Origin of the sequence: Poritiphilus flavus (genome assembly GCF_009901585.1) — a bacterium.
Classification (GTDB): Bacteria; Bacteroidota; Bacteroidia; order Flavobacteriales; family Flavobacteriaceae; genus Poritiphilus; species Poritiphilus flavus.
The window spans coordinates 491257-506744 of record NZ_WXYO01000005.1 but is presented as its reverse complement, the minus strand read 5'-3'; the positions used below and the strand labels follow the sequence as shown (position 1 = coordinate 506744).

General features: G+C 45.7%; 15 protein-coding genes. 9 read left to right on the top strand and 6 right to left on the bottom strand.

Features of this window, described 5'->3' with window-relative positions; translation table 11 throughout:
- Positions 1 to 112: 112 nt before the first annotated feature.
- From GTQ38_RS12515 to GTQ38_RS12500, 4 genes are all read right to left on the bottom strand, one after another.
- Complete coding sequence (locus GTQ38_RS12515; protein ID WP_161435860.1) at positions 113 to 475, bottom strand: heavy-metal-associated domain-containing protein; 363 nt, start codon at positions 473 to 475, stop codon at positions 113 to 115.
- A 19-nt stretch (positions 476 to 494) separates the two neighbouring features.
- Positions 495 to 2735, bottom strand: coding sequence for a TonB-dependent receptor (locus tag GTQ38_RS12510; RefSeq protein WP_161435859.1), 2241 nt, complete (start codon positions 2733 to 2735; stop codon positions 495 to 497).
- Between the two features lie 10 nt (positions 2736 to 2745).
- Complete coding sequence (locus GTQ38_RS12505; protein WP_161435858.1) at positions 2746 to 3471, bottom strand: heavy metal translocating P-type ATPase; 726 nt, start codon at positions 3469 to 3471, stop codon at positions 2746 to 2748.
- A 135-nt stretch (positions 3472 to 3606) separates the two neighbouring features.
- The gene (locus tag GTQ38_RS12500) at positions 3607 to 4005 is read right to left on the bottom strand and encodes an HYC_CC_PP family protein (RefSeq protein WP_238857914.1); all 399 of its coding nucleotides are present in this window, start codon (positions 4003 to 4005) and stop codon (positions 3607 to 3609) included.
- Between the two features lie 142 nt (positions 4006 to 4147).
- Between GTQ38_RS12500 and GTQ38_RS12495 the strand changes: the two genes are divergently transcribed.
- The 7 genes from GTQ38_RS12495 (at position 4148) to rodA (ending at position 11929) form a co-directional block, all read left to right on the top strand.
- The gene (locus GTQ38_RS12495) at positions 4148 to 4600 is read left to right on the top strand and encodes a GAF domain-containing protein (RefSeq protein WP_161435857.1); all 453 of its coding nucleotides are present in this window, start codon (positions 4148 to 4150) and stop codon (positions 4598 to 4600) included.
- Between the two features lie 172 nt (positions 4601 to 4772).
- Positions 4773 to 6305 (top strand): bifunctional phosphoribosylaminoimidazolecarboxamide formyltransferase/IMP cyclohydrolase, encoded by a 1533-nt coding sequence (gene purH / locus GTQ38_RS12490; protein ID WP_161435856.1) that lies wholly within the window; start codon positions 4773 to 4775, stop codon positions 6303 to 6305.
- A gap of 56 nt (positions 6306 to 6361) precedes the next feature.
- Positions 6362 to 7390 carry a rod shape-determining protein gene (locus tag GTQ38_RS12485; RefSeq protein WP_161435855.1) on the top strand — a complete coding sequence of 343 codons (1029 nt, stop codon included), beginning with the start codon at positions 6362 to 6364 and terminating at the stop codon, positions 7388 to 7390.
- A gap of 76 nt (positions 7391 to 7466) precedes the next feature.
- A complete protein-coding gene (mreC, locus tag GTQ38_RS12480; RefSeq protein ID WP_161435854.1) occupies positions 7467 to 8282 on the top strand; it encodes a rod shape-determining protein MreC in 816 nt (271 codons plus the stop codon).
- The gene (locus GTQ38_RS12475) at positions 8279 to 8788 is read left to right on the top strand and encodes a rod shape-determining protein MreD (protein WP_161435853.1); all 510 of its coding nucleotides are present in this window, start codon (positions 8279 to 8281) and stop codon (positions 8786 to 8788) included. Before mreC ends, GTQ38_RS12475 begins: the two co-directional genes overlap by 4 nt.
- Entirely contained in the window at positions 8788 to 10656 is a 1869-nt protein-coding gene (mrdA, locus tag GTQ38_RS12470; RefSeq protein ID WP_161435852.1) for a penicillin-binding protein 2, read from the top strand. Before GTQ38_RS12475 ends, mrdA begins: the two co-directional genes overlap by 1 nt.
- Positions 10646 to 11929, top strand: a complete 1284-nt coding sequence (gene rodA / locus GTQ38_RS12465; RefSeq protein WP_161435851.1) for a rod shape-determining protein RodA — start codon at positions 10646 to 10648, stop codon at positions 11927 to 11929. The genes mrdA and rodA overlap by 11 nt, the downstream gene beginning before the upstream one ends.
- Here the strand turns inward: rodA and GTQ38_RS12460 are convergent.
- Positions 11926 to 12738: a DNA/RNA non-specific endonuclease gene (locus GTQ38_RS12460; RefSeq protein ID WP_161435850.1), complete on the bottom strand. Its 813-nt coding sequence runs from the start codon at positions 12736 to 12738 to the stop codon at positions 11926 to 11928. The genes rodA and GTQ38_RS12460 overlap by 4 nt on opposite strands.
- Positions 12739 to 12867: 129 nt before the next feature.
- Between GTQ38_RS12460 and msrB the strand changes: the two genes are divergently transcribed.
- Both msrB and msrA read left to right on the top strand, forming a co-directional pair.
- On the top strand, positions 12868 to 13332 hold the full coding sequence (gene msrB / locus GTQ38_RS12455) for a peptide-methionine (R)-S-oxide reductase MsrB (protein WP_161435849.1): 465 nt from the start codon (positions 12868 to 12870) through the stop codon (positions 13330 to 13332).
- Positions 13322 to 13876: a peptide-methionine (S)-S-oxide reductase MsrA gene (gene msrA / locus GTQ38_RS12450; protein ID WP_161435848.1), complete on the top strand. Its 555-nt coding sequence runs from the start codon at positions 13322 to 13324 to the stop codon at positions 13874 to 13876. Before msrB ends, msrA begins: the two co-directional genes overlap by 11 nt.
- Before the next feature lie 6 nt (positions 13877 to 13882).
- Here msrA and GTQ38_RS12445 read toward each other — a convergent pair whose 3' ends face one another.
- The gene (locus GTQ38_RS12445) at positions 13883 to 15463 is read right to left on the bottom strand and encodes an aryl-sulfate sulfotransferase (protein ID WP_161435847.1); all 1581 of its coding nucleotides are present in this window, start codon (positions 15461 to 15463) and stop codon (positions 13883 to 13885) included.
- Between the last annotated feature and the right edge of the window lie 25 nt (positions 15464 to 15488).

Genomic DNA, 15488 nt, shown 5'->3' with positions numbered 1-15488 from the left:
CGGGCAGGCAGTCGAGATGTATTGGTAATGGAGATAGAAATAGTTCTCGACTGCGCTCGAACTGACAATTTAGATTTAGGACACTCCTCCTTCTGGCTTATTTCAGCATCATTTAGTCGTGATGCTTTTCAGAATCATCGGTGTCGTCTTCCCGGTATTTACAACAGGGATGAACATTGTCATAAGCCTCCTGAGTGGCTTTCAGTTCCTTGGTATCATGACCCACCTCAACCAACGCGGTTTTGATCTGCATGGCATCGGTTTTCCTTTCGTCAATGATCAAAGACAATTGATGCGAAGGGATATCCCAAAGGGCGTATTTTACACCCTTGACCCCTAAAGCAGCTTTCTCAATGCGCATCTTACACATTTCGCATTTCCCGTCAACCTCGAAGGTCAACTTCTTGTTCTTGTCCTGCCCCATCGCAACCGATGTTACCAAAACGCAGATCAGTGATAATACAATTTTCTTCATGACATTAATTTTTATCAAACTATATTTTATATCGGAATCCCGCATAGTACATCCTGCCCATTATGGGAGCAAATACTATACTGGTATCAAAATTCGGTCCAAAGGGATCTGTCGATCCCAAGACCGGACTATCCTGGGTGAAATTGGTTAAATTTTCACCACCTATGTAGACCTCAAACTTCCCGGAGAACACCTTGGTTACCTGAGCGTTCATTAAGCTATAAGGTTCTGAATTTTCAGGTAGCCTGAACTCCGCCGGGTTGGCCGAGGTATTCGGAAGGCGTTGCTCTCCCAGACTGTGAACGGTATAATCCAATCGCCATTGAGAGCCGTTCTCCTTAGGTTTGGTCTGGTATCCCAGATTCGCAAAAAATCGTTGCCTGGCCTGTAGGGGTTTTTGGAGCCTGCCACTTTGGTAATCCGTCTTTACATCGTACAACTTGTAGGCCGCACGCAAGTCCAGATTCTCCAGGATCTCGTGGTTTACCTCCAACTGAAAACTATTGGCATAGCTCTCTCCTTCCAGGTTGTAGAACGAAATTGCCCGGGGATCCTCCCAATCCACAACCACCTGATCGCGAAAGTCTGTGCGGTAATAATCCACCGTTACGTTCCCCTGTCTTCCGAACAAGTTGAAGCCCTGTAAAAAACTAAGCCCGTAGTTCCAGGCGTCTTCGGGATCCAGCCCATAGACGCTTCTTCCGGTATCCAGTATGCGCAGTTCCCTGGAAGTGGCAAAAAACTGCTGATTCTCTGCAAAGAAGTTGGCGGCCCGCCTGCCACGACCAAAAGACCCCCTTAAACTGGCCCCTTCCCATGGAGTATACCTGATGTGAAATCTTGGAGTAAAAAAGGTCCCCAATCGGTTGTGGGTATCCACCCTAAGGCCGGCGGTTAAACTTACCTTTTCCAGGTCTTCGTAGCTGTATTCGAAAAAGGCTCCTACAGAATTATCTACCCGTGCATAATCCACGGTATTGACCAATTCGTCATACCCATCATGAGCAAATGTAATCCCAGTCTTGAATTTGTTACGGGTATCCCCAATGATAGAATTGAACATCAGGTTGGAATAGATACTTTCATGCCTGATATCGTATTGGTTGAAGCCAAAGTAAGATTCCTGTTTATGCGTACTGTACGACAACTGAAATCCAAAACTCTGAAAAGGCAATTCCGGAAAAACATAACCGAGTTTTAGGGAGGAATCGAATCTGCGGGTATCTATTTCACTTCCCCAGGCATTGGTGGTAAAGCGGTCCGTTAGCGGGTCGTAATCAGACTGCCCCACCTGTTTTTCATCGTTCAGGAAGCGGACATTCACAAAACTTACCCAGCCTTTTTCCGCATCCTGTATCTGCCAGCGGTTTTGAACATTGATCTGATTGGCGAGTGGTGCATCCAGAAAACCATCTCCATTCCGGTCTTCAATCTGATCCCTTCGATTTCCGTGGATGTAAAGGCCAGTGCTCAGTTTGTCCGTAAGTTTATGATTGATGTGAGTGTTAAGCTCCAACCTTCCGTTCCTGTTGGCATAGCCGTTTATAAAAAGGCTATTGTCCGTTAAAGGTTTGACCAATTCCGCGTTGATCTGCCCGGAAATACTCTCATATCCGTTTACCACGCTACCGGCACCTTTGGTGATCTGTATACTTTCTACCCAGGTTCCGGGAGTGAAAGTAAGGCCATAGGCCTGAGAAGCTCCACGTACCATAGGAATATTTTCCTGGGTTATCAACAGATAAGGACTGGTAAGACCCAGCATACGGATCTGCCTGGTCCCTGTAAGGGCATCAGAAAAATTAACGTCTATGGCCGGGTTGGTCTCAAAACTTTCAGACAGGTTGCAACAAGCTGCCTTAAGCAACTCGGCGCTGTTGATCGTGACCACATTCTGCGAACTAAAACGGGCCTTTTCAACAGCATCCCTTTCTTTGATCAATTCCACTTCCTCCAATTCATTGGACGGTATCAACAAGTGGTGTACGAACTGAGGGGAATTTATGGTCAGGGTGTCTGTTCTGTAACCCACATAGCTGATGATCAATTTCTTGTACTCTTGTAAATAAGGGATGCTAAAAGTGCCATCCGCTTTGGTGATCGTTCCGGTCTGCGAGTTCATCCAATATACGTTGGCCCCTTCCAGGCCAATGTGCTCATTTTCGGGATTGGCTTCCATAACCATGCCTTTTAACTGCTGCTGAGAAAAAGATATGGAAGGTAGCAGACCCAAAAAGATCATAAATACTATTTTCTTCATTGGATCTTCTTTAAGTGTAAAATCTGCTAAGCATAATCCCCGCCATGAGCAGCATAATGGCATTCTCAATAAAGGTAGCCTCTGTCATAGGAAGTTTAAGGGCCGTTCCAAGACAGGCACATCGGATACTCTTTTTGTCAAGTAGGGTTTTTGTAACCCCTACGGTAGTGATGCCCAAGATCACTATGGTGACAATAAGCGCTATGTTCAATTGAAAGCGCATAAGGAACATCAGGCCCAGGGCCAGCTCGAGAAACGGGTATATCCAACCATATACCGGCAAAACTTTAGCCAGGGGGTCGTACATGCGGAAACTTTCCGGAAATCCTTTCAGGTCTAAGAACTTAAAAAAACTGAAAACGATATAGAAAAGCCCCATAAAGTCCAGCATAGCCTCTCCCGTATTCCAGTCCCTAAAGTTTAACAAGAAGCTGGCGCTGAAAAGGTAAAGAAAGATGAGGAAAAGCGGCCTTAGCTGCTGGAGTTTGGTTTTTCCTACCGTAATTTCCGGAGTAACGGATACTTCTTTGGATTGTTTTTCGGAAATGGAATATTTGTCTGAAAGCGCTGATCTCAGATCTGATAAGGGAATATGCCTCTTCATGGATATCACGGCCTGGGAGCTTTCCAGGTCTACGGCCACATCCTGCACTCCGTCAAGGGAGATCAGTTGATCCGTAACGCTTGCAACGCAACCGCTACAGGTCATTCCATCTATTTTGTATGTATGTTTCATTTTATTTGATATCAAAAATTACGTCTGTAAAGTACATTGGGAAAGCATTCAACAGAGAATGAGGTCCCATGGTTTGCCTCCCGGCTCAAACGGCAGTTCGTTTTAACGGGTAGACACAGTAGTAACCTTTGGATATCAAATCAGAAATACCTGATCCAGCAATTGAAGATCCCGGATCAATATGGGAGGTGGGTATTCCTTGTGAGGAACTACCAGTTCCTCAAGGTTTTCAAGGGTATTAAGATAGGTATAAGTAAAGGCATATAGGAAAACCTGCTGTCCGAGGTCCAGTTGTTCCCAGGAATGATTCAGGTCGTCCTGCCCATCCACAGCGATCAGTTCGTGTTCGCAGCAGGAATTCTCGAGGGTACTCTCCAAATCGCTCAGCATACCACAGCCTTCCGCCTTGCTAAACAGGGCGACGTCAACGACCATGCCCATGCAATAGTGCTTCTCTATGGTCCAGGAGACGGTAGAAGCCAGGAGCAAAAAGGCCATGGCCAAGGCAGTTATTTTATGAAAAAAAGCTTTCATTGGAATACAAAAATAAGAAATCCTGATCTTTAGAGGACACTTACCGCTTTTATTAACGAAATATTAGCGCAGAGATTGCGTAAGTTCCCAGCAGGAGATAGGACTAATCTGGGGTTTTAAATATCTTTGCAAAAAACTATTTATGTTCGATAAACTAAGAGCTCAGATCCAATCAATTACAGCAAAAGAGACCCTTTCAACCGAGGCCAGGCTACAGGAGATTTGCGAACTACTTCGGGATGCAGTTCCATATTACGACTGGGTTGGATTTTACTTTCGGAATGGCGAGAAGGAAGAACTGAAACTCGGCCCCTACTCAGGAGAACCCACGGATCACACTATAATTCCATTTGGAAAGGGGATTTGCGGGCAGGTAGCGGTATCAAACCAGAATTTCGTAGTACCAGACGTTAGCGCACAAGACAATTATATCGCCTGTAGCATTACGGTAAAATCCGAAATCGTGGTGCCTCTTTTTGTAAATGGGGAAAATATAGGTCAGATCGATATCGATTCCAACACCCCGGACCCCTTCTCGGAAGCGGATGAACGATTTTTGGAATTCGTAAACCAGGAAGTCGCCAAAATTCTTTAAAACTTTAAGGTTTTTGTTGATAACCTCATCTTATATTTCGCCTTAAAAAAATTACATTTGTGCTTTTACGCCACCCTGATTTTCAGGGCTTGAGATTGTGTAAAGACGTCCGGATGCGACAGCTGTCCCAAGACTGAGTAAGAACTATTTTCACAAAAGTAAACTGTTTAAAATGAGTACAGGCAAGAAGGCAACATCCGCGCTAATTTCAGTATTCCACAAAGACGGACTGGAGCCCATAGTAAAAAAACTAGATGAACTGGGTATTCAGATCTACTCCACAGGAGGCACTGAGAAATTTATACGTGAACTGGGTATTGAAGTGATACCGGTAGAAGAGGTAACCAGCTATCCTTCCATACTTGGAGGCAGGGTAAAGACCTTGCATCCAAAGGTTTTCGGTGGGATCCTGAACAGGCAGGACAATGAGGGTGATGTGGCTCAGCTCGAAGAATTTGAGATCCCGCAGCTGGATATTGTCATCGTGGACCTGTATCCTTTTGAAAAGACTGTTGCCAGTGGTGCTTCAGAACAGGACATTATAGAAAAGATAGATATAGGCGGAATATCCCTTATAAGGGCAGCGGCTAAAAACTACAAAGACGTGCTCTGCGTTTCTTCTATGGAAGACTACGCAGCTTTCCTTGATCTCATTTCTTCCGGGAACGGCAGCACAAGCCTTGAGGACCGACAAAGATTTGCGGCCAAGGCATTCAATGTGTCTTCGCACTATGATACGGCCATCTTCAATTACTTTAACCGTACCGGAGCACAAAGCGCCTTGAAACTCAGTGAGCTTAGTGGCAAGATCTTGAGATATGGAGAGAATCCGCATCAGAAAGGCTATTTCTTTGGCGATTTTGAGGCCATGTTCAGTAAATTACACGGAAAAGAACTCTCCTATAACAATCTGTTAGATGTAGATGCAGCCGTAAATCTGATGGCTGAATTCCAGGACGACGCCCCTACTTTTGCCATTCTGAAACACAATAATGCCTGTGGACTGGCTACCCGGGATACCATTAAGAATGCCTATGTTGATGCCCTGGCCGGTGATCCTGTCTCGGCTTTCGGAGGAATCCTAATCGCCAACCGGGAGATCGACGCAGATACCGCTGAGGAGATACACAAACTTTTCTGTGAAGTAGTGATTGCTCCGAGCTACACAACAGAAGCCCTGGATATTCTAACGGGAAAGAAAAATCGTATCCTGCTCGTTCAGAATGATGTACCCCTTTCAGATACCCTGGTACGAACCTGCCTAAACGGCTACCTGGTTCAGGACAAGGACATGAAAACCGATGCGATTTCCGATCTGGAATACGTAACCGATAAAAAACCTTCACAGCGGGAGCTCGAAGACCTCATCTTTGCCTCCAAGCTTTGTAAGCATACAAAATCCAACACCATCGTACTCGCAAAGAACAAGCAATTGTGCGCCAGCGGTACCGGTCAGACCTCCCGTGTAGACGCCCTGAATCAGGCGATTCACAAGGCAAAATCCTTCAATTTTGATCTGGAAGGAGCCGTTATGGCGAGCGATGCATTCTTCCCTTTTCCGGATTGTGTAGAAATTTCGCATAAAAGTGGTATTACCAGCGTTATACAGCCTGGGGGGTCCATAAAAGACCAGCTCAGCATCGATTATTGTAACGAAAATGGAATTGCCATGGTAATGACAGGGACCCGTCATTTTAAGCATTAATTTTACTACTTTTGTCGATGAAATGCACCCTTTAATCCGAAAACCAAACTAGAATAATGGGATTTTTTGATTTCTTAACAGAGGAGATTGCTATCGATTTGGGTACTGCAAATACGTTGATCATTCATGCTGATAAAGTAGTGGTTGACAGCCCCTCTATTGTTGCCCGGGACAGAATTACGGGTAAAATTATCGCAGTGGGCAAAGAGGCCAATATGATGCAGGGCAAGACCCATGAGAACATCAAGACGATCAGGCCTTTGAAAGATGGGGTAATTGCGGATTTTGACGCTTCTGAGAAAATGATCAATATGTTCATAAAGAACATTCCGGCATTAAAAAAGAAGTGGTTCCCTCCTGCTCTTAGAATGGTGATCTGTATTCCATCAGGGATCACTGAAGTGGAAATGCGGGCGGTTAAGGAGTCTGCGGAACGGGTAAACGGAAAAGAGGTATACCTTATTCACGAGCCCATGGCCGCGGCCATCGGTATCGGTTTGGACATCATGCAACCCAAAGGGAATATGATAGTAGACATCGGAGGTGGTACCACGGAGATTGCGGTAATAGCCCTGGGGGGTATCGTTTGCGATAAATCAGTAAAGATCGCGGGTGACGTATTTACCAATGACATTATTTACTATATGCGCACTCAGCATAATCTATATGTTGGCGAAAGCACCGCGGAGAATATCAAAATACAGATCGGATCCGCCACTGAGGACCTTCAGTCGCCACCGGACGAGATGTCTGTTCAGGGACGTGACCTGCTCACCGGAAAACCCAAACAGGTTTCAATTTCCTTCAGAGAGATTGCGAAAGCCCTGGACAAGTCCATTCTCAGGGTAGAGGATGCGGTAATGGAGACCCTTTCTCAGACACCTCCGGAACTGGCTGCGGATATTTACAATACAGGAATATACCTGGCCGGAGGAGGTTCTATGCTGCGCGGGCTGGATCGCAGACTGTCTCAGAAGACCGACCTCCCCGTTTATATCGCAGAAGACCCTCTTAGAGCGGTAGTACGAGGTACCGGAATCGCGCTCAAGAATTTGGAGCGCTACAAGAGTATCCTCATCAAATAAGCTTGCAAAGGCCCGCAATTGAACATGCCCAATTGAATTGCTAAATAAGTACAGCTTGTAACCAATACGAAAGTGAATGCAGCAGATCGCTAATTTTATCATCCGATACAAAACCTCGCTGCTCTACATGCTCTTATTGTTTATTGCGCTTGCCTTTACTGTTCAGTCTCACTCCTATCACAGATCGAAATTCTTTAACTCCGCCAATTGGTTCAGCGGTACAGTATACAGTGCCTCCAGTAGTATTTCTTCCTATTTTGACCTGGACGATGAGAACAGGGCCTTAGTGGAGGAGAATACGCAGCTGAAAAGGCTATTGCTGAACAGTCCGGTATTGGATTCCGTAGAATTGGATACCACAGAGATCAACTATACGATACTTCCGGCGCAGATCATCAAAAACAGTTATGCCAACCCGGATAATTATATTACCATCAACCGGGGTAAGCGCGATAGCGTAAAACAGGATATGGGCGTTATAACCGCGAAGGGAATATTGGGTATTGTGGAGATCACCAGCAACAGGTTCGCTGCGGTTCAAAGCATTCTCAATACCAAATCCACCATAAACGCCAAGATAAAAAACACCAATTACTTTGGCTCTCTGACCTGGGATACCAAACGCTACGACGTAGTGCAGTTGGAAGATATCCCCAGGCTGGTACCCCTATTGGTAGGAGACACTATTGTTACCGGGGCCATGTCCAGTATTTTCCCGGAAAACATCCCTATTGGAACCATCAAAAAATTTGATTTGAATGCCTCCAAAAGTTTTTATAGAATAGATGTGGAGCTTTTTAATGATATGACCAACTTAAAAAATGTCTATGTCATTGAAAATATAAATCGCCCTGAAGTCTTACAGCTCGAATCCGAGATAAACAACCAATGACCAACAGTTATTACTTCATCAATGTTATTCGGTTTACGCTGCTCGTCCTGGTGCAGGTATTGGTCTTTAACCGGTTGAACTTCTTCGGTTTCATCAATCCTATGGTCTATATTCTGTTTCTCTATTGGTATCCGATCAAGGAAAACAGGCCTGTATTCCTGGGCATTGGTTTCCTGCTGGGGCTGGCCATAGATTTCTTTTCAGATACTATGGCTTTACACGCGGCCTCAACGGTGACTATCGCTTATCTTAGGCCAACCATTATGCGTTTTGTATTCGGGGTGAATTACGAATTTCAAAGTTTCAAATTATCCAACACCACCAGGGCACAACAAATTACATTTTTGGCGTTATTAGTAGTAGCGCACCACATCATTTTCTTTAGTCTTGAAATTTTTAGTTTATCTAATTTGCTCTTAATTTTGAAGAAAGTACTATTCACGGGAAGCGCAACACTTGTTTTATGTCTTTTATTCGGTTCGCTTTTCAGCGTTAGCAGGGAGTAATGAAAAAGGTACTGTTATCATCCATAATCGTGATCATCGGCATCACCTTCATCGGGAGGCTGTCCTATCTGCAGATATTCAGCTTTTCGCCAGACCAGGTCTTGGAGGACCCCGCCATAAAAGCTATTTACGATTATCCTGAAAGAGGTTATATCTACGACCGTAACGGCAAGTTGCTGGTAGGGAATCAACCGGCTTATGATGTAATGGTGATCCCCCGGGAGGTACAACCCCTGGATACCCTGGAATTCTGTTCCCTATTGGGAATAGACAAGGAGCAATTTATCGATAAATTAAAGAAAGCCAGGATATATTCCCCACGTCTACCTTCGGTATTGGTCCCGCAACTCTCTAAGGAAGACTACGCCCGCCTACAGGAAAAGATGCGTAAATACGAAGGCTTTTACATTCAGAAAAGATCGCTTCGGGACTATCTCACAGAAAGTGCCGCCAATGTTCTGGGATATATCAGTGAGGTAAACGAAAGGGATCTCAAAAAAAATCCATATTACGAACAGGGAGAACTTACCGGAAGAACCGGGGTAGAAAAGCAATACGAGGAGACACTGAGAGGAAGAAAAGGCGTACAGTACATCCAGAAAGACCGGTTCAACAGGGATATCGGACCCTATAAAAATGGTATTCTGGACACCTTACCTGAACAGGGTAAAGAAATAAGCATAACCCTGGACAAGGACCTTCAGGAATATGGAGAACGATTGATGAACGGGAAACGGGGTGGTATTGTGGCCATAGAACCAGAGTCAGGAGAGATACTCGCTATGATCTCCGGCCCTACATATAATCCTTCCCTACTTGTGGGGAGAGAACGTTCCAGAAATTATAGCAAATTACACTACGATACTATTGCCAAACCCTTGTTCGACCGGGCAATATCTGCCGAAGGATCTCCCGGTTCCCCATTCAAGACATTGAATGCGCTGGTAGCGCTGCAGGAAGGCGTAATCCAACCAGGGACTACTTTCCGCTGCTATAACGGCTTTTATGTGGGCAATACCAAAAGGGGTTGTCATTGCGGTGGTGGCATGCGCAACATGAATAGCGGTATCTATAAATCCTGCAACGCTTACTTTGCAGGTACGTTTAGAAAGATTTATGAAAAATTCCCAACGACAGACGAGGGTATGGATGTTTGGGAAAAGCATATGAAGAGTTTCGGGCTTGGGAATTACCTGGGTTACGACCTGCCTACCGGAAGGCCGGGGCGCATACCTGGTAAAACCTATTACGATAAGTGGTATGGGGATAACCGCTGGGCATCGTCTTATATCATCTCCAACTCCATAGGACAGGGAGAAGTAGCGGCTACTCCTATTCAACTTGCCAATATGACCGCCGCGATAGCCAATAGAGGCCATTACTTTACACCTCATATCCTTAAAAAGATTGGTGGAATACCCATAGACCTACCGCAATTCACCGAGGCCAAATACACGACTATAGACCGTAAGCATTTTGAGCCGGTAGTTCAGGGAATGGCGGATGTGTATAAAAAAGGTACGGCCAAATGGCTTCAGATCCCGGACATAGAAATTGCTGGTAAGACCGGAACTGTTGAAAATTTCACAAAGATAGACGGGCTTAAAACACAGTTGACAGACCACTCCGTTTTTGTGGCATTTGCGCCGGTTGAGAATCCCAAAATTGCTCTGGCCGTTTATATCGAGCATGGCTATTACGGGGCAAGATATGCCGGACATATCGCCTCATTGTTAATAGAAAAGTACCTCAAAGGTGAAATTACCAGGACCGACCTGGAGAAGCGAATGCTTGAAAAGACCCTCGAACACGAGTATGCAAAACCGCATAGCGGGGAAGAATTCAAGATAAATGAATATGTCTGGTAGAAGTGTACTTAAGCGGGTCGATTGGCTTAGTGTTCTTTTTTTCCTTTTGCTTGTAGGCATTGGATGGATCAATATTTATTCCAGTACATTTTCCGAAGAAAGCCCTTCTATTTTTGATTTTGGACAGCTGTACGGTAAACAACTTTTCTTTATTGGAGTAAGTCTGGTAGGCGTTCTGGTGATACTCGCCCTGGAAGCTAGTTTTTACGAACGGTTTTCAAGTGTGCTGTATATTATTTCGCTGGTGTTGCTCCTGGGGCTATTCCTTTTTGGTAAGACCATTGCCGGGGCCACCTCCTGGTACGATCTCGGTTTCTTTAACTTACAGCCCTCAGAATTTGCAAAGGTGGCCACCGCCCTGGCGCTGGCAAAGTATCTCAGTGATATCCAGACGGACATCAAGCGAAGAAAAGACCAGCTCTATGCCTTCCTGATCATCCTGGTCCCTGCCTTGCTTATTGTGCCCCAACCGGATCCGGGTAGTGCCATGGTGTTCTTTGCGTTGGTCTTTGTGCTGTTCCGGGAAGGCCTGCCACTCTATTACCTGGGGATCGCGCTACTGGCCATACTGGTTTTTATTACAACCCTGATGTTCGGCACGACCTGGGTAGGGATTGGACTGGCCTTGCTGATAGCCATTTTCCTTTTGGTAAAGAAATCCTCCTTTAAGGTTCCGGCCATTCCGATGGTGATCTTTTTTACGGTTGCGATCGCCTTTTCCCTCTCCGTAAATTTCGTCTACAACAATGTTTTTGAACAAAGGCACCGTGACAGGTTCAGTCTTTGGCTACGTCTGGAAAAGGACCCGGCCAAACTGGAAGAGATCCGGAAGACCATCGGGTACAATACGTACCAATCTGAAAAGGCTATTGAATCCGGAGGATTTTCAGGCAAAGGCTTTTTGGAAGGAACGCGTACCAAAGGGGATTTTGTACCTGAGCAGCACACGGATTATATTTTTAGTACGGTGGGCGAAGAGTGGGGATTCCTGGGCACAGCCACCGTAGTGATACTGTTTACCTTGCTTTTGCTAAGACTGGTATATCTGGCCGAAAGGCAAAGGAATGCTTTTAGCCGAATGTATGGATACGGGGTCATTTCCATTCTTCTGATCCACTATTTTATCAATGTGGGAATGGTTATTGGCGTACTGCCTACCGTTGGTATCCCGCTGCCATTTTTTAGTTATGGTGGTTCCGGTCTTTTAGGATTTACAGCCCTATTGTTCATTTTTCTGAAGCTGGATGCCAACAGACTCAACGAGTGGCTCTAGATCTCCCAGTCTTCGGACATAAGGCTTCCTTCCAGAGTTTTTTCCTCCGCTTCCGGCAAGTTTTCAAAAAAGTCTATCCCGGTCAATTCTTCAATGCGGTCCACAGCAACACAAAAGGATTTCAGAGGGGCTGAAGTTTCTTTGTTCGGGATCACAAAAGCGATTACCTTAAGATTTCCAGGATTGCCCCTGGCAATAATTTTATAGTAGCTACCCGGTACGGTGACTTCTTCCTCTCCGATGGCGTCCATTGGCCGACTCAATACGCCTCCGGTTACCACATAGAGCTCCCCGTATCTTCTACACCAATTACGTACCTGCATCTCCAGCCTGTTCCAGATCCCAGCGTTAAAATCCCGGTCCTGCGGACTGATATTACTGGTATAAAACGTCTCGTTGTACGCCTGCTCGGAAAACCTGCGATCTCCGGCCGGACACAAGTGGCCCCTGTCATATCCTGAGCCCCGGTAATTACGCCAATCAGCCGAGTGAGAAGCTATCTTCGGATCTTCAATAAAGTAAGGCCGCTCACGATCGTCCTGGGTCAGGTGGGACCTCTTTAGGGTGTAAGCCACCCATTCTGACTGTTCGTCCGCTTCCCGGTACGAAAGCGCATAGTGTTGGTGCCTGACCAATACCCCTGTGGTAGTGGCAGGTCTGAAGAATTCCGGAACAACGGTATTTCCGGAGATATCTTCCGGTTTAGAGTAGGTAGCCGGTGTATAGAAGTTTTCAAAGATCCAAAAACCAACGATACAGAGTACTAGTAAAAGGGTATAGATCAGTTGGTTCCTGCGACTTTTTCTCATCCGCCAAAAGTACTTGAAATCCCTGAAATCCGCTTCGAAAAGAAGTAAGAAAAACACTTTAAATCCGACTAAAAGGGGAGCAAAGATCTCAGATTACTTTTGTATTTTAACTCTAATAAAAACAAGCTTATGCTTAGGTGGAAAGACATTGTACATTTTAGTGTTAACGGTAATCCGGAACCGGACCTCAGGGTCGAAAAAACCGAACAGGAATGGCGTGAATTGCTGAGTCCTGAGCAATTCAGGATCACAAGGAAGAAGGGTACGGAAGCGCCTCATTCAGGGGCTTTGTGCAGCATATACGAAGCGGGAAAATACTCATGTATTTGTTGTGACACGCCGCTCTTTGATTCCACGATCAAATTCGAATCCGGAACAGGCTGGCCAAGTTTTACCCAGCCAATTAAGGAGAACGCCATTAAATACGAGAGGGATAACTCATACGGGATGGTCAGGGTTGAGGTAATGTGCAATACCTGTGATGCTCACCTGGGACATGTATTCCCGGACGGGCCGGAACCCAGCGGATTGCGCTATTGCATTAATTCAGAGTCCCTGCAACTCGACAAAAAAACTGAAGCTTATGGAGAATAGATCGAATATGGATACAGCTACATTCGGAGGAGGCTGCTTTTGGTGTACAGAAGCAATATTTCAACAGGTGAAGGGTGTGATTAAGGTAGTTTCAGGATACACAGGCGGCAAGGCCCCGGGGAAACCCACCTATCGGGAAGTGTGTTCTGGGCTTACCGGTCATGCAGAGGTGGTTCAGCTTACTTTTGATCCCAATGTGATCTCTTATAAAGAACTTCTGATCATATTCATGACTACCCACGACCCGACTACCCTGAACAGACAGGGGGCCGATGTTGGGACCCAATACCGTTCTGTGATCTATTATCACGACGATGAACAGAAGCAACTAGCGGAAGATGTATTGAAGGAGGTGGCACCTTATTTTGACAATCCTGTGGTTACGGAGATCAGCCCGTTGCAGGTATTTTATGAAGCCGAGGACTACCATCAGGATTATTACCGCAACAATACGCAGCAGGGGTATTGCAATTATGTGATCACTCCTAAACTTGCAAAGTTACGGCAGATGCACGCCGATAAACTAAAAGATGTAACGGTATAGCTTCTTTCAGTCCGGGTAAAGCGGAAGCCTTTCGGTCCTGTGTAAGGTGATAATGTTGAAAAAAGCGATAGGTGGAATGATGTCTGCCTCGAAGATCACTTCGTTGTTAGACATATCGATCTCCATGGACTTTCCAAATATGGATCCGTCAAAAATGATGGCGCCCGGGGAGTACAACATATGATCTTTCTGAGGCAAATAGTCTACATCTGAAACGATCCTGGAGTAGGCTTCCTCCCCAAGTTCCTTGCCGTACTGCCAGATCTGTTGTATGGTCATATCAGTCGGGTTGACCCTGTAAACCACAGCCCGGCTGTACCGTTCATTTGAGCTATAGTTCCGTGAATCTCCATTATCAAAAAGCATGATATCTCCATTAGGCATAACCAGGGGAGCGTGTTGGTACCAGTTCCATTCAAAGTCGGGATGATTGCTATCACCGTCCAAAACAGCCTGGGAGCTAATGGGTGTGCCATCCTTGTCCAGGGGAGTTAGCAGGAATTGATTAAGGTCTTTCCCGTTCCCTGCGGAACCCCAATCCTTGTGCGGGGCCATGATCCACACTACCTCGTTAGAGGCTGTAAGCTTAACCACACCCTGCGTACGTCCGGAAACGATTATGGTATCATCCGTCTCATCATAGACCACCGCATTGGCGTGAAACCAATCCTGGCTATCAGTCGTCCAGGTGGTACGCGTTTTTTCCAGCGAGACTCCCAGGTCCCAGACCTTAATGATCTGCTTGCTCTCCCGATCAATTTCAATAATGTGGTCCTCAATAGTAGGAGCGCCAATTTTGTTCACTGTTACAAGAAAGTTCCCATTTGGTTTTTCATGTACCTCATGGTGAAACTCATAACCGGGCATTTCCCAGGTATTCTGTACAGCCCCAAAAAGGTCTACTTCGTAAATGCTATTACTGGCATCTCCACCAAAAGCTGTACCTCCTGATCCAAAATAAAAATTCCCATTGGCAAGGCGTTCCATACCATCGTCATAGAATAAACCATTGAGGTCCGGATGTCCCCTGAAATCCAGATACCAGCGTATATCGCCAAAGGAATCAAAAATGAAAGGCCTTTGTGGGAAAGCAGTACCATTATGTCCAAAGTAACTCACCAGGGTAAAGCCTTCTGCCATGGCCTGCCTGTCCGCTTCTTTGATGACGATCTGAGGTAAGTCTGCAAGCAAAGGGCCGGTCTGAATTGTATAGTCTTTGCTGCCAAGCGAAGTTCCTGAATCGTCCTCGAAATTCAGTGTAACCGTATTTTCGGTGTTGGCATAAAGGCCGTGAACGGGTATACTGAAATCGGTACCCATATCAGGAAATTCCCGAATAATATCAGACTCTTCCCCATTTTTCCCATGAACCCTCAGGCTGATACTGACATCAGAGGCAGTGCTGAGATCAATACGGGCAGAGAGTGGCGCATAAGATCCGGGGTTTACCCTAACCACATCTGAGAGGATTACGTCCGGGCCCTCTACCGGAGGTGTATCATCCGAGGAACCTGTGACATCATCCGATCCACAGCCATTGAGCAATAGTCCCAGGCAAAACATTAGAAGTGTACCTCTACGTAACAATTCCTTTTTTATTAAAGATAAAATT